The organism is Micrococcales bacterium (assembly GCA_016703125.1).
Lineage (GTDB): Bacteria > Actinomycetota > Actinomycetes > S36-B12 > UBA10799 > JADKAV01.
Window position 1 is genome coordinate 147,515 of the sequence record JADJCR010000004.1, and the last position, 19,951, is coordinate 167,465.

The window sequence follows — 19,951 nt, forward strand, 5'->3', positions numbered from 1 at the left end:
TAGGGGCATGCTCAACACCTCGTCGGCCAGCGGCATCGGCCTGGCCACTCTCGCCGGGGACACCATTCTGGACGTCTGGTACCCGCGGCCGGGCCTGTCCGCCCGCCCCCTGGACGCAGCCGACCTCGCGTCGGCCATCGAACGCGATCAGGTGCGAAACGCGCGGGTGGAGACCGTCGTCACGATCATCGAGGACCTGTCGGTCCCACCGCAGGACACGGCGGACGTCTACTTGCGATTGCACCTGCTGTCCCACCGACTGGTGACACCGCGCAGCATCAACCTCGACGGTGTGTTCGGGCTGCTTCCGAATGTGGCCTGGACCAGTCGCGGCCCGGTGGCGCTGGCCGACCTGGATGCCACACGGGTACGCGCCCGCGCCCACGGTGAGCACCTCACCGTGCTGAGCGTGGACAAGTTCCCGCGGATGGTCGACTACGTGGTGCCCGCCGGTGTGCGGATCGCCGACGCCGACCGTGTGCGACTCGGTGCCCATCTGGCCGAGGGGACCACCGTGATGCACGAAGGGTTCTGCAACTTCAACGCCGGCACTCTGGGGGCGTCGATGGTCGAGGGCCGGATCTCAGCGGGAGTGGTGGTCGGCGACGGCTCCGACGTCGGCGGCGGCGCGTCCATCATGGGCACATTGTCCGGTGGCGGCAGCGAAGTGATCTCCATCGGGCGGGGCTGCCTCATCGGCGCCAACGCCGGCGTCGGGATCTCCCTGGGGGACGGCTGCATCGTCGAAGCAGGCTGCTACGTGACGTCGGGTTCGAAGGTGACCACGACTGATGGCGAGGTGGTCAAGGCCCGTGACCTGTCCGGTCAGTCGGGCTGGTTGTTCCGGCGCAACTCCGTGACCGGCGCCTTGGAGGCCGTGCGGCGGGCGGGGTCCTGGGGGGACCTCAACGCCGAACTGCACGCCAACTAGCGGAAGTAGGCCCTGTACTTGCGGGTCATCACGGGTTTCAGGAACAGCCGGACAGGCGCCGGCAGGACGTCGAAGACCTTCTGGTCGGCCGCTGAACCACCGTCGGCGATCCACGGGAAGACCAGCATCGCGTGCTCGGACTTCCGGTTCGCTGCATTGAACGCTTTCAGGTCGTCGGCCGTGATGTGCTCGGCCAGGATGCGTTCGCCGTCCGCCTCTTCATGTGCGCAGTGCGCGGCGAGCACGAACTTCAGGCCCTTGAGGTCGGACCCGGTTGAATCAGGCAGCGGGCCGTTCCCTGCGAAGTCGGCGTCGCATGCGTCCAGCGCGGCGTGCATCTGCTCGTGTTCGGCCTCGAGGGCGTCGAGAGTGGCGAGTTCGCCCGGATCCGTCGAACGCCGCCGGATGACCGGGAACAGGTAGGTGTCCTCCCCCTCGTGGTGCTGGTGCAGCACCTGCGACAGGAACGTGAAGCGGCGGCGGGCCATGGCGGTGTCGCCGCCGGCGACCAGCGCCTGCACGCGGTCGATTTCGCGCAGCATGGCACGGTGCAGCATGCCGTTCATAGCGAAATCGACAGCCATGGGTCACCTGCTGTCGATCGACACGTAGTCGCGCTCGGCCGACCCCACGTACACCTGGCGCGGACGCCCGATCTTGGTCTGCGGGTCCTTGATCATCTCGCGCCATTGGGCGATCCACCCGGGCAGCCGGCCGAGGGCGAAGAGCACGGTGAACATCTTCGTCGGGAAACCGATGGCTCGGTAGATCAGCCCGGTGTAGAAGTCGACGTTCGGGTACAACTTGCGCTCGATGAAGAACTCGTCGGCCAGGGCCACCTCCTCGAGCCGCTGCGCGATGTCGAACAGCGGGTCCTGCACGCTGAGGTGCTCGAAGATCCCGCCGGCCGTACGCCGCACGATGGCTGCGCGCGGATCGTAGTTCTTGTAGACGCGGTGACCGAAGCCCATGAGCCGGACCCCGGGCTCGCGAGACTTCACACGCGCGATGAAGTCGTCGACGCTGCCGTCGGAGTCGCGGATGCGCTCCAGCATTTCCAGCACCGACTGGTTGGCCCCCCCGTGTAACGGGCCGAAGAGCGCGTTGACGCCGGCGGAGATCGATGCGAACAGGTTGGCGTGCGAGGACCCCACCAGGCGCACAGTGGAGGTCGAGCAGTTCTGCTCGTGGTCCGCGTGCAGCAGAAGGAGCAGGTCCATGGCCCGGGTGATCACCGGATCGGTGACGTACGGCTCCGCCGGCCAGCCGAACGTCATGCGCAGGAACCCCTCGACGAGGTTCAGCGAGTTGTCCGGGTACAGCAATGGCTGCCCCAGCGACTTGCGGTATGCGTACGCAGCGATGGTCGGCAGTTTGGCGAGCAGACGGTAGGTGGAGATCTCCACCTCGTCGTCGTCGAACGGGTCGAGGCTGTCCTGGTAGAACGTCGACAATGCACTGACCGCACTGGAGAGCACCGGCATCGGGTGGGCGTCGCGCGGGAAGCCGTCGAAGAAGCGGCGCAGATCCTCGTGCAGGATCGTGTGCATCCGCAGCCGGCTGTCGAAGTCGGCCAGTTGCTCGGGGGTGGGCAGTTCTCCGTAGATCAGCAGGTAGGACGTCTCGAGGTACGTGGACTTCTCGGCCAACTGCTCGATCGGATAGCCGCGGTAGCGCAGGATGCCGGCGTTGCCGTCGATGTAGGTGATCGCGGAGGTGCACGCCGCGGTGTTGGTGAAGCCCGTGTCGAGAGCCACATGGCCGGTAGTGGACAGCAGCTTCGACGTGTCGAGACCGGACTCACCGTCCACGGCGGTTACCACCGGCAGTTCCAGGCTCGTGTCAGGCCCGTTGAGGACGAATTCGCTCACGAACCCACGCTAGTCCGCGACATTGCAGCGTGGGCAGTCGGGACGTGCAGAGGTTGCCGCCGTGACCCGACCGCGGCACCAGCACCGCGTTGGAGGACAACCACGTTGGAGAACCCACACGTGAGACCTCCAACGCCGTGAACGAACTCCAACCTCGCCACCCGAGCCGCCACCGAGGCCCGGGCCGACCTCAACCCAGCCGGTGCGCAGCGGCCCGGATCCGCTCGTCCGGCGCTGTGAGCGCCACCCGCACGTGACGCGCGCCGCCAGGGCCGTAGAAGTCCCCGGGGGCCACCAGGATCCCGCGCTCTGCGAGGTGGTAGACGGAATCCCAGCAGGGTTCGTCGCGAGTGGCCCACAGGTACAGCCCCGCCTCGGAGTGATCGATGCGGAAGCCCGCGCTCTGCAGGGCCGCTCGCAGCACCTGGCGCCGGCCCGCGTACAGCCCCCGCTGACTGCGCACGTGCTCATCGTCGGACAGCGCGGCGATCGCCGCCGACTGCACCGGCAGCGGCACCATCATCCCGAGGTGCTTGCGCACCTGCAGCAGACTGGCGATGAGGCGGGGATCGCCCACTGCGAACCCGAACCGGTATCCGGCCATATTCGACCGTTTGGACAGCGAGTGCACCGCCAGCAGCCCGGTGTGGTCACCGTCGCAGACATCCGGATGCAGGACGGAGAACGCCTCGGACTCCCAGCCCAGTTCGATGTAGCACTCGTCGCTGACCACGATCGACCCGTCGGCACGAGCTGCCGTCACGACGTCTCGTAGGGCTTGCACACCGAGCACCTCGCCCGTGGGGTTGGCCGGGCTGTTCAACCAGGTCAGGGCTGCCGACTGCCCCACGGTGGCCGTCCTGCAACCCGCGACCATCGCACCCACGCGGTAGGTGGGGTAGGCGATGGCAGGGGACGCGACGACGTCGTCCGGCCCGAGGCCGAGCAGTGTGGGCAACCAGGCCACGAACTCCTTGGTCCCGATCAGGGGCAGCACGTCCGCCGGCTCAGCGGACACTCCAAGGCGTCGGCTCAGCCAATCAGCGGCCGCCTGCCGCACCTGCGGGGTGCCGTGGACCGTGGGATACCCGGGGGCGTCGGACGCCTCGCACAGCGCCTCGCGGATGACTGCCGGGGTGGGGTCCACGGGCGTTCCCACGGACAGGTCGACGATGCCGCCAGGATGGGCCGATGCATTGTGTTTGGCCGCGGCCAGCGTGTCCCACGGGAAGTCGGGGAGGTGCACCTGTTACTCGTCGTGCTGCTGCGGGGGCAGCGCGGCGATGAAGTCCACGTCGTGGTCGATCTTGCCGAGTTTGGTGGCACCGCCCGGCGAGCCGATGTTGTTGAAGAAGTCCACGTTGGCCTGGGTGTACTCGGCCCACTCCTCCGGCACGTCGTCCTCGTAGTAGATGGCCTCGACAGGGCAAACCGGTTCACAGGCGCCGCAGTCCACGCACTCGTCGGGGTGGATGTACAGCATGCGCTCACCCTCGTAGATGCAGTCCACCGGACATTCGTCGATGCAGGCCTTGTCCTTCAGGTCCACACATGGCAACGCGATGATGTAGGTCACGACCACCCCTTTCTCGACTGCGCCGGAAGGCTCCCTCCTAGGCTATAGCGCGCGGTCGGCGATCACCCACCCGTCCCGGAGGTCACGGACCGGCGAGCCGGTGGTTCAGGTACAGCAGTGGCGGTGACCGCAGATCCTCGTGCACGATCCGGCGCACCCGGCCGACCACGATGCTGTGATCACCACCGGGGTGGATCGCCTCGGTGGTGCATGCGAGGTGCCCGATCGAGCCGGTGAGTACCGCGATGCCGTCTTCGTCGCGGGTGTACTCCACGAGGTCCATCTGCCTCTGCAGCGGCCGGCCCCGTTCGGCGAACCACCGGGCAACCGCGGCCTGATCGGCCGTGAGCAGGTTCACCACCCACTGGCTGCTGGCGTGGATCGCCTCGTGGAACCGCGAGTCCTGCTGCACGCAGAACAGGACCAACTCGGGCTCCAGCGACACCGACGTGAACGAGTTCGCAGTCATGGCATGATCGCCATCGTCGACGCGAGCGGTGACCACGACGACCCCGCTGGCCACGCGGGCCATCAGGCCCTTGAACGCGTCCTTCACCCCGCCAACGCTAGTGCGGGCAATCAGGAATCGCCCGACCTGGTCGGTGCCACCGACTCGTCGCGGACATCGACCACGTCTGCGCCCAGGATCTCCAGGATCTGCCCGCCGACGAGCTCGTGGCGGTCCAGCAGGGCGTCGCGCAACGCCTCCACCTGGGCGCGGTGGGTCTCGAGGACCCTGCGGGCAGCGAGTTTCTGCTCGGCGAGCAGCGTCTCGACGGATTCGCGGGCCCCGGTATCGGCGATCACCTGGCTGACGAGGTTCCCGCCCGCTGACGCTCCCGCGGACAGGCTGATCAGCGAGTGGACCATGCCTGCCGCGCCCACCATCTGTGCGGCCACGGTCGTCGCATAGTGGAGATCGGAACTCGGTCCGGTCGAGGACTCCCCGAAGAACACCTCCTCGGCGACCATGCCGCCGAAGGCGATCTGGATGAGTGCGAGCAGTTCGCTGCGACTGCGCGTGAACACGTCCTCGGTGTCATTGTGCGCCAGCATCCCGAGCGCATCCTTGCGCTTGACGATTGTGAGCACCTCGAGTCGTCGGTGCGGTGCGACGACATGCGCCACAACGGCGTGCCCTGCCTCGTGGGTGGCGATGAGACGGGCCTCGTGATCGGTGTAGGCGACCGGCTGCCCGAGTCCCACGTCGGCCACGAGTCGCGCCGCGTGGACGTCGCGCAGGCTCATCGACCGGGACCCGCGCCGCAGGGCCTCCACGAGAGCCTCATCGAAGAGGTTCTCCAGGCGGGCCGGGGTGTAGCCGGTGGTGAGAGCGGCCAGATCGTCGCGGGTGGTCGGGGCGTCGAGTTCGTCGTCATGAGAGCGGCGGTCGAGCATGAGGTCGATCAGGTCCCGGCGACCCTTCTTGGTCGGAGGCTCGAAGGTGAGGATCCGGTCGAAGCGCCCCGGCCGCATCAGCGCGGGGTCCAGCGCCGAGGACCGGTTGGTTGCGGCGATGAGCAGCACGTTCGCCGGTTGCGGCCTTGGCCGTGGGATCTGCCGGTGAGCCGGAAGCAGCAGGTTGAATGTGTCGACGAGCCGTCCGAGGGCCACCTGCCACCCGGTCGGTTCGTCGAAGGACTGCATCTGCACCAGTAGTTCGTTGACGACCCCGCCGGTTCCCTCGCTGACCACCGACGCGTTGCGCACCAGCCCACCGGCCGGCCCTGCACGCAGACCCTCCATGCCGCCGCACGCCAGCGCTGTGGCCGATGCGGACAGGCCCAGCCCGCCGCGCGCGGTAGCGATGGCGTCGATCTCCTCTATGAAACCGATCGCACCGCCCTCGCGCCGGGCGGTCTTGCGCAGCGTCCTGAAGTACGAGCGGATCTTGCGAGCGGTCGCGCCATAGTACATGGACTGGAAGGACGTGGCGCTCACGAAGAGCAGCGGCACGTCCGCCTCGCCGGCCAGCGCCTTCGCCACGTACGTCTTGCCGGTGCCGGGGGGACCTTCGAACAGCAGGCCGCGCCGCGGTGTCCCGCCCATCTGCTCGGAGAACGCCCGATGGGCCAGGAAAAGGTTCAGGGAACGGACGACCTCGGCCTTCACAGCATCGATGCCTTTGATGTCCTCGAAGCGCACGTCGATCTGTTCGGGCCGGTACGTCACATGCGGCGATCTGCCGGCCACCACGGTGGTGCCGATGAGCGTGCCCATGAGGACGAGGAAGAACACCCCGACGATGAGTAGGAACGGGTCGATCTGGGGCAGCGACAGCGCGGTGACGTCGATCCCCCGGCCGGCGACGATACGGACCCAGAGCCACACCGCAGGCACGGCCAGGATCAGTGCGATCTTGAGCAGTCGGCGCTGCCGGCCGTGCTCACGGGATCGACCCACATCGGCGTCCGCGGCCCGTAGCCGACCGGTCGCGACAGCATCGAGCATCCCCGGCGCAGGCTCCATGACTGCCTCCTTAACGAACTGCCCCCATACGCAGCGTGCGCTTCATCCGGGCAAAGCGGTACCTATGAAGGGCAGACGGAGCCGAACGACCTAACTCGATCAGGTGACGCGGTAACTCGATCAGGTGACACCGTTGAACAGATCGGTCTCACGACCGTCCTCGTCGAACGGTGGCGCGACCTCGCCGAGCGCCAGCCGGAAGTGCTCGACCCCCATCGCCTTCGCGCCCAGGTTGTTCGACAGCGCGAAGAACCCACCGTCGGTCTGGACCTGCGAGGCGTGCGCGGCCAGCGCGGCCATCTTCACGTCCAGCAACTCGTGGAAGTCCACCGATGTGGTGACCAATTCGTCATCGACCCCGAAGGGGATGTCATCGGGGTCCATCGCGGCGAAGCCCGTCTCGTCGCCGGCGGCCCGCAACGCCAGGATGCCCTGCCGGATCATCCCTTTGGGCATGGCGGTCCAGTACACCTTCTGCACGCGCCACGGGTCGCCGAGGTCGAGCCGGAACGAAGGCACTGCTGCCAGCGCGAGGGCGTACATGAGCACCCGGTGCGCCTGGATGTGGTCGGGATGACCGTAGCCGCCGAAGTCGTCGTAAGTGACCGCCACCTGTGGACGGACCTCCCGGATCACCGCCACCAGGTCACTGGCGGCCGTCAGCAGATCTGCCTGCCAGAAGCAGTCAGGGCGCTGGTTCGCGTCGGTTCCGACCATTCCGCTGTCCCGGTACTTGTGGGGTGCCCCGAGCAACCGCCAGTCGGTGACGCCGAGCAGGCCCATGGCTGCGGCGAGTTCCTCGTACCGGTGCTCGCCGAGCCGGTCCTCGTGATGCGCGGCGAGATGCTGTGCGTCATCGAGGAGGATCTCGCCCTCCTCACCCAGCGTGCAGGTGACGAGAGTGACCTGCACCCCCTGCCGGACGTAGCCGGCCATGAGGGCCCCGGTGGTGATGGTCTCGTCATCGGGGTGCGCGTGCACCAGCAGCAGCCGTCGATCAACCATCTCCCAAGACTAGTGGCGGGCCGTACCCGCGCCGATACCTCTAGCCTGAACCCAATGGAGACCTATCCGCGCCAGGCCGCCCTCACCGGTCAGTTCCGCCACGGCCAGCCCCGCAGTTTCCGGGCGACCGGAACCTCGGTGTACTTCCTGCGCTCCACGGGTTCCCGCGACGCAGCCCTGCGGCTGTTCCGCTGGGACCGGGGCACCGGCCGCACGCAGGAGGTACTGTCCGGCGCCGGTCGCCCCACGCAGACCGAACTGTCGATGCGCGAACGGTTGCGCGAGACCGCCGCCGGCATCACCGCCTTCGACGTTCGCGATGACCGCGTCGTGGCGGGGGCTGGTGGCCGGCTGCTGGCGTGGGATCTGCAGGGCGGCGCCAGGACCATCGACGTGGCCACGGGCGCTTTCGATCCTCGGCTGAGCCCGGACGCCGCCTGGATCAGCTGGGTCGCCGCGGGTTCGCTGCACGTCTGTGCCTGGGACGGCACGCAGCATCGGGTTGTCGTCGGCGACGAGGAGCCGGGGGCCTGGGCGGTGTGCGACTTCATCGCTGCGGAGGAACTGAGCCGCACCCGAGGCTACTGGTGGCTGCCGGACTCCAGCGGCCTGCTCGTCCAGCGCACGAACGACGACCATGTCCCCGTCTGGTACCGCGCCGATGCCGCCCACCCCGATCGGCATCCAGCGGAGCAGCGCTACCCGCACGCCGGCGCCCCCAACGCGGCTGTGGAACTGTGGCGCTTCACCCTGGAGGGCGAGGGGCAGCGTGTGCCGCTGCCACCGTCGGAGTACCTGGCGACGGTGGGCGGTGGCCTGGTCGGCGTGCTCGACCGGGAGCAGACGCGCCTGTTCATTTGCGACCTTGCCGGCGATCCGGTGGCCCATGTGGAGGGCCATCCTGGCTGGATCTCATGCCCGGGTTGCCGTGCACCAAGGGGGGGCGTGTCCTCGCCTGGACCGACGAAGCCCGGCGTCGTCTGACGGTCGATGGCCGGGCCGTGACACCGCCGGACGTGCAGGTGAGGTCGTACCTGGGCTCCATCGACGGCATGCACTACGTCGCCGCCTGTACGACCCCGGCCGAGTCTCGCGTCGGCTGCGTCGATGCCGAAGGCTTCCGGTGGTTGTCCGAACCCGACGCCTACACCACGGCGGTCGTCGAGTCAGGTCTGGTGATCACCAGCACCGCCCGCTGGGACCGCTACGGGGTGCAGGTCGTGATCCGTGACGCGCAGTACACCGAACTGGCGGGCCTGGACAGCCTCGCCGAAAAGCCGCTGGTCGCCGCCGAACCCGTCCGGCTGCCGAGCGGCGACGACGATGTCCAGACGGTCGTCCTCCTGCCCGCGGCCGGCCCCGAGGGTCCGCTGCCGGTCCTGCTGTACCCGTACGGGGGTCCGCACGCCCAGCGTGTGCTGGCGTCCCGCGGCGCATATGGCGGTGCGCAGTGGCTGGCCGACCAGGGGTTCTGCGTCATCGTCGCGGACGGCCGCGGCACGCCCGGGCAGTCGCCCGCCTGGGAGCACGCCGTCCATCGCGATCTGCGGGATCCGGCGCTGGCCGACCAGATCGTGGCGCTCGAGCGCGCCACCGCGGCCCTGCCGGGACGTCTGGACACATCCCGGGTGGGGATCCTGGGCTGGTCCTACGGCGGCTACCTCGCGGCGCTGGCGGTTCTGCAGCGGCCGGATGTCTTCCACGCCGCCATCGCCGGCGCACCGGTCACCGAGTGGCGCCTGTACGACACCGCCTACACCGAGCGGTACCTGGGGGACCCGACAGCCGACGCCGGGCCGTACGACCACTGTTCCCTGCTGCCGCTGGCCCCTGGGCTGGAGAGGCCACTGCTGCTGATCCACGGGCTGGCCGACGACAACGTGTTCGCCGCCCACACGCTGCAACTGTCCAGCGCGCTGCTGGCGGCCGGCCGCGCACACGAGGTCCTGCCGCTGTCCGGGGTCACGCACATGACCCCGCAGCCCCAGGTGGCCGAGAACCTGCTGCTGCTTCAGGTCGACTTCTTCCGCCGGCATCTGGGGTGATCCTCGGGCTGCCGTCGCGCGACGTTGAGCCTACTCCGGCGGGATCTCCGAGAGGTCCAGCGCGGCAGTCGGGACGTCGTTGTGCACGATGTCGCGCTCCTGCGGGAAGTGGCACGCGGAGAACTGGCCGCCATGGGTCCCGATCTGGACCAGCGGCGGCTCTTGCTGCGCGCAGATGTCCTGGGCCTTCCAGCACCGGGTCCGGAACCGGCACCCCGATGGCGGGTTCGCCGGTGACGGGACGTCCCCCTGCAGAACGATCCGCTTGCGATCCTCCCGGCCCACGGGATTGGGCACCGGCACGGCGGACAGCAACGCCTGCGTGTAGGGGTGGCTGGGGTGCTCGTAGATCGACGCTTCGTCCCCGACCTCGACGACCTTGCCCAGGTACATGACGGCGACCCGGTCGGAGATGTGGCGTACGACCGACAGGTCATGCGCGATGAAGATGTAGGTGAGGTTGAACTCGTTCTGCAGGTTCTCGAAGAGGTTGATCACCTGGGCCTGGACGGACACGTCCAGGGCCGAGACGGGCTCGTCACAGACGATGATCTTGGGCTTCAACGCCAGGCCCCGGGCGATGCCGATGCGCTGGCGCTGGCCGCCGGAGAACTGGTGCGGGTAGCGGCTGATGTGTTCGGGATTGAGGCCGACGACCTCGAGCAGGTCCTGCACCGCCTTCTTCCGGTCCCCCTTCGGCAGCACGGAGGGATGGATGTCGAACGGTTCGCCGACGATGTCCCCCACAGTCATGCGGGGGTTCAACGAGGTGTACGGGTCCTGCAACACGATCTGGATGTCGCGGCGCTTGGTCCGCATCGCCTTGGTCCCGAGATTGGCCATGTCGTCGCCCTCGAACCAGATCTGCCCGGAGGTCGGGGCCTCCAGTCGCATCACCAGGCGGGCCAGCGTGCTCTTGCCGCAGCCGGACTCCCCCACGATGCCCAACGTCTCCCCGGGGTACAGGTCGAAGGACACCCCGTCCACGGCGCGTACTTGGCCGACCTCTTTCTTGAAGATGATGCCGCGCGTCAGTGGGTAGTACTTCACGACGTCCTTAACCTGCAGGATCGGCTCGGTCACCGTACACCTCCTCCCAGAAATGGCAGGCGGATCGGTGTCCCGGCGCCACGTCGAGAGTGGGGGGCACCTCCTGCAGGCAGATGTCCTTCTTGTACGGACAGCGCGGATTGAAGTTGCATCCCGGCGGCAGATTCATCAGTGACGGCGGCAACCCCTTGATCGCGTACAGTTCCTCGCCCTTGGTGTCGACCCGCGGCATGGACGCCAGCAGACCTTCGGTATAGGGGTGCGCGGGCTTGCCGTACAGGGTCATGACATCAGCGTCTTCGACGATCCGCCCCGCGTACATGACAGCGATCTTGTCCGCCACGCCGGCCACGACTCCGAGGTCGTGGGTGATGAGGATCATCCCCATGTTGCGTTCCCGCTGCAGTTCCTGCAGCAGTTCCATGATCTGCGCCTGGACGGTCACATCGAGGGCAGTCGTGGGCTCGTCGGCGATGAGCACAGTGGGGTCCAGGCTGATCGCCATCGCGATCATGATGCGTTGCCGCATACCGCCGGAGAACTGGTGCGGGTAGTCCTTCACCCTCTCCCTGGCCGCGGGGATGCGGACCTGCTCCATCAGGTCGACCGCCCGCTGCATGCCCTCCTTCTTGGACATGCCGCGGTGGACCTGGAACATCTCGGAGATCTGGTCCCCCACCGTGAACACCGGGTTGAGCGCCGACAGCGAGTCCTGGAAGATCATCGCGATCTCCGCCCCGCGGATCTTCTGCCGCTCCTTCTCAGGCATCTGCAACAGGTCCCGGCCCTTGTACCGGATCTCACCGCCTGTGATGAAACCCGGCGGCATGTCGAGAATGCCCATGATCGTCTGGGCAGTGACCGACTTGCCCGAGCCGCTCTCGCCCAACACGGCGAGAGTTTCGCCGGCGTCGAGGGTGTAGTTCACACCGTTGATCGCCTTGGCCACGCCGTCACGCGTGCGGAACTCCACGTAGAGGTCGTCTACTTCCAACAAGTGGTCGCTCATGTCCTCACCGCAGCTTCGGGTCCAGGGCCTCACGCACGGCGTCGCCGAGCATGATGAAACTCAACACCGCGACCGAGAGGAAGAACGCCGGGAAGAAGAGCATGAAAGGCGCGACCCGGATGTAGGGCTGCGCATCGTTGATCATGGTGCCCCACGAGATGACCGGGGGTTGCAGCCCCAGTCCGAGGAACGACAGCGTGGCCTCCGCACCGATGTAGCCACCCAACGAGATCGTTGCCAGCACGATCAATGGGGCCAACGAGTTGGGCACCACGTGCTTGCGGATGACGCGCCCGTTGCTGGCCCCCAGTGCCCGGGCAGCCACGACGAAGTCGGCGTCGCGCACCTGGATCACCGACGAACGCATGATGCGCGTCATCGAGGTCCAGCCGAGGATCCCCAGGGCCAGCACGACTTTGCCGACCTCACCGTAGAACGTGGTGTTGTCGCCGCTGGGGAACGAACTCAGAACGAGGATGCCACCGAGCAAGAGCGGTATCCCGAAGAAGATGTCAGTGATACGCGACAGGACGGCGTCGACCCACCGGCCGAAGAACCCGGCGAGGACCCCGACCAGGGCCCCGAGCAGCATGCAGAAGGCGGTCGTGAACACGCCCACCAGGATCGAGGCTTTGGCGCCGTAGATCGTCCGGGTGTACACGTCACAGCCGTTGTTGTCGTAGCCGAACCACGCCTGTGACGACGGGGGCTGGCGCGAGAGGGTCAGATCGCAGGTGTACGGGTCCTTGCCGAACGTGAACAACTGCGGGATGAAGGTCATGATCAGGAAGATCACGATCAGGACCGCCGAGACGATGAAGATCTTGTTGGTCCGCAGCTCCCGCCAGGCGTCGCTCCAGAGCGAGCGACTCCTGTCCGGGCCCGGCTCGGGGGGCAGGTCCGCCCCCAGGTAGGTCCCCCTCTCGACGGTCTCCGGCGCCGCCGCGGCCATCGATGCGTTCGGGTCACTCATAACGGATCCTCGGATCGATCGCGCCGTACAGGATGTCGACCAAGAGGTTCACCAGCAAGAACACGAGGACGAGGACGGTGACCACGCCGACCACGGTGGCTCCCTCTCGCGTGCGAATGGACAGGTACAGCAGCCCACCGATGCCGCGGATGTTGAAGATGCCCTCGGTCACGATGGCTCCGCCGAGCAGTGCACCGAAGTCGGCGCCAATGAAGGTGACCACCGGGATGAGCGAGTTGCGCACAGCGTGCCGTCCGATGACCCGCTGCCGGGAGAGTCCTTTGGACGTCGCTGTGCGCACATAGTCGGCTCGGAGATTCTCCGTGAGGTTGCCGCGCATCAAACGGGCCACATAGGCCAACGACAGCGAAGCGAGCACGAATGCCGGCAGGATCAACTCGTACACCGTCGCATTGGGACCGACCGTCGGCGGGAACCAGCCCAGCTTGATCCCGAAGGTGAACTGGGCCAGGAAACCGATGACGAACACCGGGATCGAGATGACGATCAGGGTGGAGATCAGCACGAGGTTGTCCCAGAAGCCGCCGCGGTTGAGCGCGGCGAGAATGCCTGCACTGATACCGATGACGATCTCGATGATGATGGCGATGAGCGCCAAGCGGAACGTCACAGGGAACGCCAGGGCGAGGTCGCTCCAGACTGTGCGGCCGGAGAAGCTCTCTCCGAAGTTGCCCTGCAGGAGGTTGACCATGTACTTGCCGTACTGGACCAGTAGCGGGTCGTCGAGGTTGAACTTGTCGCGCATCTCCGCGACGTAGGCCGGGGGCAGGGTTTGTCACCGCACTTGCCGGCGAACGGATCGCCCGGCAGTGCCCACACCATCGCGTAGATCAAGAAGGTCGTACCGATGATCACCGGGATCATCTGCAGAAGGCGACGGATCGTGTAACGACCCACGGACACCACCTTCCCCTGCGATCAATGACGATCGAACGATACTCAGGGTCACTCGGGGATGCTCAGTCAACCCCCGGTTTGCGCGTGGCCGGCCGCGCCCGACACCCGGACACGACTGTGCCCCACCGCCACTGGGACGGTGGGGCACAGTTCGCCAGCTGCTTACTAGGCGTTCTGGATGGTCGTCAGGACGACCCTGCCGAACGGGGAGAACTGCACGTTGGACACGTTCTCCGAGTAACCGGCGGTCAGCGCGTAGTACCACATGGGATGACTGGCATCTCCTGGGCGAGGATCTCCTCACCCTGCTGGAACAGCGCGATGCCTTCCTCGCCCGGGGTGGCCGAGGCCTGGTCCATCAAGTCGTCGAACTCCTTGGTCGACCAGTCGCCGTCGTTGGACGAGGCGCCTGTCTTGTACAGCGGGACCAGGAAGTTCTCGATGGACGGGTAGTCCATCTGCCAACCGGTGCGGAAGATGCCGGTCATCTGCTTGTTCACGACCTCGTCACGGAAGGTGGCGAAGTCCGCGGTCGGCTTGCCGACACACTCGACGCCCAGCGCGTTCTTGATGCTCACGCATGTGGCGTCCACCCACTCCTTGTGGCCACCGTCGGCGTTGTAGGCCAGCGTCAGCTTGCCGTCGAAGCCGCCGGCCTGGTCCAGCATCTCCTTGGCCCTGGTCGGGTCGAAGTTGCACCACTCGCCACACACGCCGGCCTTGTAGCCGTTGACCACCGGGGAACTCCAGTCGGTGGCCGGCTCACGCGTGCCGTCGAACACGTTGTTGATGATCGTCTGACGGTCGATCGCCAGCGAGATGGCCTTGCGCAGGTCGGCGTTCTCGAACCGCTTGTCGTAGAACGGGAAGCTGCCGGTCTGGATGGCACCGAACGGCTGCACGATGGCGCGGTCACCAAGAATCTGCTTGTACTGCCCGCCCGCCAGGCCGGATGCCGGGATGGCGTCCAGCACGTCGAGGTTACCTGCCTGCAGGTCGGCCCAGGCCGCGTCGAGGTCCTGGTACAGCTTGAACTCGGCGCCTGCGATGCTCGGCTTCGGGTCGCCCGGGTAGTCCGGCCAAGCCTTGATCTTGATGGAGACCTTCGGGTCCCAGCTCTCGAACTGGAACGGGCCGTTGCCCACCGGGTTCTTGCCGAACGCCTCGGGGTCGTCGAAGAAGGCCTGCGGCATCGGCGAGAAGCCCGAGTACCCGACCATGACCGGGAACTGCGAGTTCGGCCGGCTCAGTTTCACCGTGAACTCGGTATCGCTGACGACCTTCAGACCCGACATTTCCTTGGTCTCGGGCTTGCCGACCGGGTTGCCCTCCTCGTCGAACTCACCCTGCACATCCGCGAAGCCCTCGATCGGCTCGAAGAAGTAGGAGTTCAGCGCCGCGTTGGGGCCATAGGACGCCCAGTTCCAGGCGTCCACGAAACTCGCTGCCGTTACGGGGGTGCCGTCCTGGAACTTCCAGTCGTCGCGGATCTGGATGTTCCAGTTGATCTGGTCATCGGAGGTGATGGAGGTGGCCACGGCGTTCTCCGGCGCGGCGGTCTCCTGGTTGTAGGTCACCAGACCGGTGAACAGGTTGTCGATGATGTTGCCGCCACCGGTCTCGTTGGTGTTGGCCGGCACCAGTGGGTTCTGCGGCTCGGAGCCGTTGACGGTCACGTAGGCACCGCTGCCGCCGTCCCCGCCGCCACTGTCCGACGACCCGCCACAGGCGGCCAGGGTCAGCGCGAGAACGCTGGCCCCGATCACCGCCGGGGCGGCCTTTCTGAGTCCACGCATGGACTATCCCTTCTATGAGTGCCCATATCTGTCAGGCACATTGTGTTCGGATTCCGTGAAGAATCCCAGCATCCCCGCCGCAGAGGGTGGCGTCGTGCCGCGATCTGTGGGATGGAGGATACGGATTTTCTCCCCCATTGTGCCAATGCGTATACCCGCAGGACCCCCGCGGGTCACAGAATCGTTACCGAATCCGGCTTCCCGCGCCTGGAACGGAACGCGAGGGCTGCCGGGCTCGTCCCACTGTTCATGGCACAGTTGTGCCGGAGGAGGTGCGAAAGTGCGAAGTCGTACGGCGGCGGCATTGGTGTGTTTCGCCCTGCTCGCGGGCTCCGCCCCGGTCGTCAGCGCGCTCGAGGGCCGTCCGGGATCCGGGATGCTGGTGATCGGCCACCGCGGCGCTCCGGTGTACACCACCGAGAGCAGCGCGGCCTCCTACGAGATCGCCAGCAACCTGCGCGCGGACCTCCTCGAGGGCGACATCGTGATGAGTCGCGACGGTCAACTTCTCATCTGCCACGATCTGGACCTCAGCCGAGTCACGGACGTCGCCGCGAAGTTCCCCGGCCGTGGCGCGATCCGCAACTTCAACGGCGTGGACTACTTCGGCTTCTGGGTGGACGACTTCACCTGGGCGGAACTGAGCACGCTGGCCAAGCCCAACGGGCAGGGTCTGCTCACCCTCGATGCGCTCATCGCCCTGGCTCAGAGCCGCGGCGTCTCGCTGTACATGGAAATCAAGGAGTCGGAGTACTTCGCCGCCCCACAGCCGACCCGCGCCAACCCCTGGACATCACCGGCGCGCTGATCTCCGTCCTCAACGCCACCGGCGAGGCCGGGCGGCAGCCCCCTTCTGGGTGCAGTCCGACAACGCCGACGACCTCCTCCGCATCAAACAGGCCACCGGCAACCGGACGGTCTTCCTCACCCGCAACGTCGGCCCGGACGATGTGGGCCTGTTCCCGCAGTTCCGCCAGTTCGCCGACGTGCTGGGGGTGCCGACCACGCGCGCCCGGCGTTCCCTGGTGCAACAGGCGCATGCCGCCGACCTGGGGATCCACGTCTGGACATTGCGCGGAAGCCGGGACGCGTACCGCAAGGCGGCTGCGATCGGGGCAGACGGCGTGATCACCGACTTCCCCGACCTGGGCGTGGATGTGCGCGCGCGCCAGCGCGGCGGCGACCGGCCGGCCGGTCTGACCAGCCGGGTCGAGAACGGCAACGCGGTGGCCTCGTGGAGCGCGGTCGCCGGTTCCTGGTACGCGGTCACGTTCGATTTCGGCGACCCACTGGAGGCGCCCACCCTCTGGACCCAGGGCGGCTCGGCGTCCTACCCCATGGCCGACGCGAAGAGCGTCGACGTCACAGTCGCCCGTTACGACGGGACACGACTTGGTGGCGACGCCTTCACCCGTGCCTACCTCGCGCCCCCCGACTACCGGCAGCCACGGGTGAAGACCCGGGTGCGCAATGTCAAGGCTGTTGTCTCCAGCGATGCCAAGACCCGCATCACCGGGGTGATGGAACGCCTGCGCGGCAGCAAGTGGGTCCCCCTGCGCAACGGCGCGGGGTGGCTGCGCGGCCGCGGGGAGGACGTCGGCGACCTGCGCCGCAACTTCCGTGCCGACAAGCACGGCGCGTTCTCCTGACCGTCCGGGTCCGCAAGGACATCTTGGACGGTACGTGCCGGAGCGCTCGTGGATGGCTGGCGTGACCGCCACGAAACGGCTGAAGCCCTCGAGTTCGGAGTGGGTGCGCAGCCAGGAGGGCCCGCCGCCGGAGCCGGCCAAGAAACGCGGGACCCAGAGCCTTCCCGGACCCGACGTCAAGGTCCGGGTGAACTGACCCCGGTGGGTGATCCGACTCCTGCGCCCGGTCTGGGCGGCCTGGCCAGCCGAGTGATCGACGAGTACCAACTCCGCCGGATCGCCGTGGTCACCTCGCACACCACCGGCAACCCCGCGCTGGGCACCCTCGATCTGTCGGCCACGGAACTCGCACTGGTCGTCCAGACACCGGCCCCGGTGCCGGGTATGCCGACCGGTCCCACATCCCTGGCACTGGCCGAATTTCGGCCGTGGCACGGGCGCGTCGACCTGGTGATCCTCGACCCCTTCCACACCTACGATGCCTCCGTCGATGGCATCCTGTCCGCCGCCTCCCTCGTGCGTCCCGGCGGACTGCTGCTGGTCCACGACTGCCTGCCGCCCCCCGAGCTGATCTCACCCGAGTTCATGCCCGGTAGCTGGTGCGGAGTGACCTTCGCCGCCTTCCGCGACCTGTGTGCCGGCAACGGTCTCGCCTGGTTCACGGTGTCCAACGACTTCGGGATCGGCGCGGCGCGGGTGCCTGCCGGGGGGATCACGGCGGTGCCGGTGGACGACGCCTGGACGGCCGACAATCACCCTGAGTACCTACGCCGGTACCTGGATGACCCGTACGCCATGATGCGCGCGGTGGCTGCACACGACGCCATGGCCGCCATCGACGCGCTGATGCGCGATCAGTCGGTGGACCCTCTCCTGCAGGGGTTCGCCGGCTGGGACCCGGCGCTCGTGGACATCTTCGACAGCGCGGACCGGACCGCTGCGGGTGGCGAGACACCGCACACGAGAACGAGCAACTGCGGCAGGAGGCTCAGCGCCTCGCGGACCTGGACGCCGAACAGCGGCGGGACACCGCCCGCGAGATGGAGCAGCTGCGCCAGCAGGTTCAGCACCTCACGGACCTGAACGCCGACCAGCAGGCCATGCTCATCGAGACGAGCCGGCCCACCTGGCAGGCCCGCGCCATGGTCAAGAGTGTGCCGCGCGCGGTCCGGCGCCGGCTGCGGTGCTGATCGGCCGGCCTCAGCCCAGGATCTGGGAGTACGGCACGGCACGGTCGCGGCCCTGCTCCCCGCCGCATACAGTGCCATGTCGGCTTTGGCCACGACGGCATCCGGGCTGTCTCCGGGATCGGCCAGGGCCGCCCCGATGCTCAGAGTCGGGGTGAGCGTGACACCGTCGGCGGTGAAGGGCTCGCTGACGGTGGCCCGGATCTTCTGCGCGACGGCGAACAGGGCGTCCTCGTCCCGGATCTGCGTCAGCAGGACCACGAACTCGTCGCCGCCGATGCGCCCGACGGTGTCCGAATCCCGCACGGCGGCCTCCATCCGGCGGGCGACCTCCACAAGCAGCGCATCACCGACCGCGTGCCCGTGCACGTCGTTGACCTTCTTGAACCGGTCGAGGTCGCAGTACAGGACCCCGAGACACGAGCCCGTTCGCGGCGGATGGGAAGCACGGACTGCAACTGGTCGAGCACCGCGCGCCGGTTCTTGAGGTTCGTCAGGGGTCGTGCAGGGCCATGAGTTCCAGCGCCGCATGGGCCTGCTGGGTCTCGCTGACATCCATGAACTGGGCCACGAAGGACGGATCTCGCCGTCCTCGTCCCGGACCGATGCCAACGCGTTCTGCACCCACAGCGCCTCACCGTCGGAGTCCATCAGTCGCTTCTCGCGGGTCACCGATCCTGCCTGCCGGCCGTGCAGCCAGTTCCACATCTCGAGGTCGATGCGCCGGTCCTCGGGATGTGTCAGGGACGTGATGCGATTGCCCATCAGGGACTGTTCGCTGCGCCGCAACATGCGGCTCAATGCGGCGTTGACCTGGACGATGTACCCGTCGCGGTTGATGATCGCCACCCCGATCGGGGTTGCGCGCATGGCGGCGCGGAACCGCTCCTCGCTGTTCTGCAGGGCGATCCGCGCCCGGACCCGGGCATCCACGTCGCGCAGGCGCACCACGCGGACCAGATTCCCGTGCGGATCGCGCACCGAACTGGCCGTGGCGTCCACCCAGATCAGCCGGCCACCCCGTCGCCGCACCCGGAACTGCCCGCCGGTGGCGCTGCCGTCTGACGCACTCGAGGCCAGGGCGTCGGCGACGTTGCCCCAGTCGCCGTGCGGGATGAAGTCGCTGATGGACCGCCCGACCACCTCGTCGCGGTTCCACCCGAAGGTGTCAGCCACGGAGGGCGAAGCCCACTCCAGCCGACCGTCCCGGGACACCTGCAGCACCACGGCGGAGGTGTGCTCGGCAAGCATGCGATACCGCCTCACGGGACTCTGCCAGATCATCGCGACTGCGCACCAACTCCGTCAGATCGACGATGGTGTTGATGAGGAACAGCACCCGACCTGTCTCGTCGCGCACCCCCGCCACTGCCATGTCACCCCAGACCTCCTGCCCCTTCGGCCGGGTGAACCGCCGGAGCAGCCGGTAGGAGTCGCGCTTGCCGTCGAGAAGCTCCTGCAGGAGGGCCACG

The 19,951-nt window shown here is 67.5% G+C and carries 17 protein-coding genes and 2 pseudogenes; 5 read left to right on the forward strand and 14 right to left on the reverse strand.

Annotated features, from left to right (window positions below; genetic code table 11):
• Positions 1-7 precede the first annotated feature (7 nt).
• On the forward strand, positions 8-931 hold the full coding sequence (gene dapD, locus IPG68_07450; GenBank protein ID MBK6763113.1) for a 2,3,4,5-tetrahydropyridine-2,6-dicarboxylate N-succinyltransferase: 924 nt from the start codon (positions 8-10) through the stop codon (positions 929-931).
• Here the strand turns inward: dapD and IPG68_07455 are convergent.
• The 7 genes from IPG68_07455 to mshB all read right to left on the reverse strand — a co-directional run bounded on the left by IPG68_07455 (position 928) and on the right by mshB (position 7,852).
• Positions 928-1,515, reverse strand: coding sequence for a hemerythrin domain-containing protein (locus IPG68_07455; protein ID MBK6763114.1), 588 nt, complete (start codon positions 1,513-1,515; stop codon positions 928-930). The genes dapD and IPG68_07455 overlap by 4 nt on opposite strands.
• 3 nt (positions 1,516-1,518) lie before the next feature.
• Positions 1,519-2,802, reverse strand: a complete 1,284-nt coding sequence (locus IPG68_07460) for a citrate synthase (protein MBK6763115.1) — start codon at positions 2,800-2,802, stop codon at positions 1,519-1,521.
• Between the two features lie 190 nt (positions 2,803-2,992).
• Entirely contained in the window at positions 2,993-4,048 is a 1,056-nt protein-coding gene (locus tag IPG68_07465) for a succinyldiaminopimelate transaminase (protein ID MBK6763116.1), read from the reverse strand.
• A gap of 3 nt (positions 4,049-4,051) precedes the next feature.
• Positions 4,052-4,378, reverse strand: a complete 327-nt coding sequence (locus tag IPG68_07470) for a ferredoxin family protein (GenBank protein ID MBK6763117.1) — start codon at positions 4,376-4,378, stop codon at positions 4,052-4,054.
• Positions 4,379-4,460: 82 nt separating this feature from the next.
• The gene (locus tag IPG68_07475; protein ID MBK6763118.1) at positions 4,461-4,934 is read right to left on the reverse strand and encodes a flavin reductase; all 474 of its coding nucleotides are present in this window, start codon (positions 4,932-4,934) and stop codon (positions 4,461-4,463) included.
• Between the two features lie 23 nt (positions 4,935-4,957).
• Positions 4,958-6,829: an AAA family ATPase gene (locus tag IPG68_07480; GenBank protein ID MBK6763119.1), complete on the reverse strand. Its 1,872-nt coding sequence runs from the start codon at positions 6,827-6,829 to the stop codon at positions 4,958-4,960.
• Between the two features lie 138 nt (positions 6,830-6,967).
• The gene (gene mshB / locus IPG68_07485) at positions 6,968-7,852 is read right to left on the reverse strand and encodes an N-acetyl-1-D-myo-inositol-2-amino-2-deoxy-alpha-D-glucopyranoside deacetylase (GenBank protein ID MBK6763120.1); all 885 of its coding nucleotides are present in this window, start codon (positions 7,850-7,852) and stop codon (positions 6,968-6,970) included.
• A gap of 54 nt (positions 7,853-7,906) precedes the next feature.
• On the opposite strand from mshB, the gene IPG68_07490 reads away from it, so the two are divergent.
• A complete protein-coding gene (locus IPG68_07490) occupies positions 7,907-8,836 on the forward strand; it encodes a DPP IV N-terminal domain-containing protein (protein MBK6763121.1) in 930 nt (309 codons plus the stop codon).
• A gap of 17 nt (positions 8,837-8,853) precedes the next feature.
• Positions 8,854-9,897 (forward strand): S9 family peptidase, encoded by a 1,044-nt coding sequence (locus tag IPG68_07495; protein ID MBK6763122.1) that lies wholly within the window; start codon positions 8,854-8,856, stop codon positions 9,895-9,897.
• 30 nt (positions 9,898-9,927) lie between these two features.
• Here the strand turns inward: IPG68_07495 and IPG68_07500 are convergent, their stop codons facing one another.
• From IPG68_07500 to IPG68_07520, 5 genes and pseudogenes are all read right to left on the reverse strand, one after another.
• Positions 9,928-10,980: a dipeptide ABC transporter ATP-binding protein gene (locus IPG68_07500; protein MBK6763123.1), complete on the reverse strand. Its 1,053-nt coding sequence runs from the start codon at positions 10,978-10,980 to the stop codon at positions 9,928-9,930.
• Positions 10,955-11,956, reverse strand: coding sequence for an ABC transporter ATP-binding protein (locus tag IPG68_07505; GenBank protein MBK6763124.1), 1,002 nt, complete (start codon positions 11,954-11,956; stop codon positions 10,955-10,957). The genes IPG68_07500 and IPG68_07505 overlap by 26 nt, the downstream gene beginning before the upstream one ends.
• A 4-nt stretch (positions 11,957-11,960) precedes the next feature.
• The gene (locus tag IPG68_07510) at positions 11,961-12,929 is read right to left on the reverse strand and encodes an ABC transporter permease (GenBank protein ID MBK6763125.1); all 969 of its coding nucleotides are present in this window, start codon (positions 12,927-12,929) and stop codon (positions 11,961-11,963) included.
• Positions 12,922-13,847 (reverse strand): annotated as a pseudogene (locus tag IPG68_07515) (ABC transporter permease). Before IPG68_07515 ends, IPG68_07510 begins: the two are co-directional and overlap by 8 nt.
• A 165-nt stretch (positions 13,848-14,012) precedes the next feature.
• Positions 14,013-15,643, reverse strand: a pseudogene (locus IPG68_07520) (ABC transporter substrate-binding protein).
• Positions 15,644-15,923: 280 nt separating this feature from the next.
• Here IPG68_07520 and IPG68_07525 point away from each other — a divergent pair.
• Both IPG68_07525 and IPG68_07530 read left to right on the forward strand, forming a co-directional pair.
• Positions 15,924-16,451: a hypothetical protein gene (locus tag IPG68_07525; GenBank protein ID MBK6763126.1), complete on the forward strand. Its 528-nt coding sequence runs from the start codon at positions 15,924-15,926 to the stop codon at positions 16,449-16,451.
• Positions 16,452-16,500: 49 nt separating this feature from the next.
• Positions 16,501-17,292 carry a hypothetical protein gene (locus IPG68_07530; GenBank protein MBK6763127.1) on the forward strand — a complete coding sequence of 264 codons (792 nt, stop codon included), beginning with the start codon at positions 16,501-16,503 and terminating at the stop codon, positions 17,290-17,292.
• Between the two features lie 854 nt (positions 17,293-18,146).
• On the opposite strand, the gene IPG68_07535 is transcribed toward IPG68_07530, so the two are convergent.
• Positions 18,147-19,706 (reverse strand): sensor domain-containing diguanylate cyclase, encoded by a 1,560-nt coding sequence (locus tag IPG68_07535; protein MBK6763128.1) that lies wholly within the window; start codon positions 19,704-19,706, stop codon positions 18,147-18,149.
• Positions 19,648-19,950: a PAS domain S-box protein gene (locus tag IPG68_07540; protein ID MBK6763129.1), complete on the reverse strand. Its 303-nt coding sequence runs from the start codon at positions 19,948-19,950 to the stop codon at positions 19,648-19,650. The genes IPG68_07535 and IPG68_07540 overlap by 59 nt, the downstream gene beginning before the upstream one ends.
• Position 19,951: the final 1 nt, after the last annotated feature.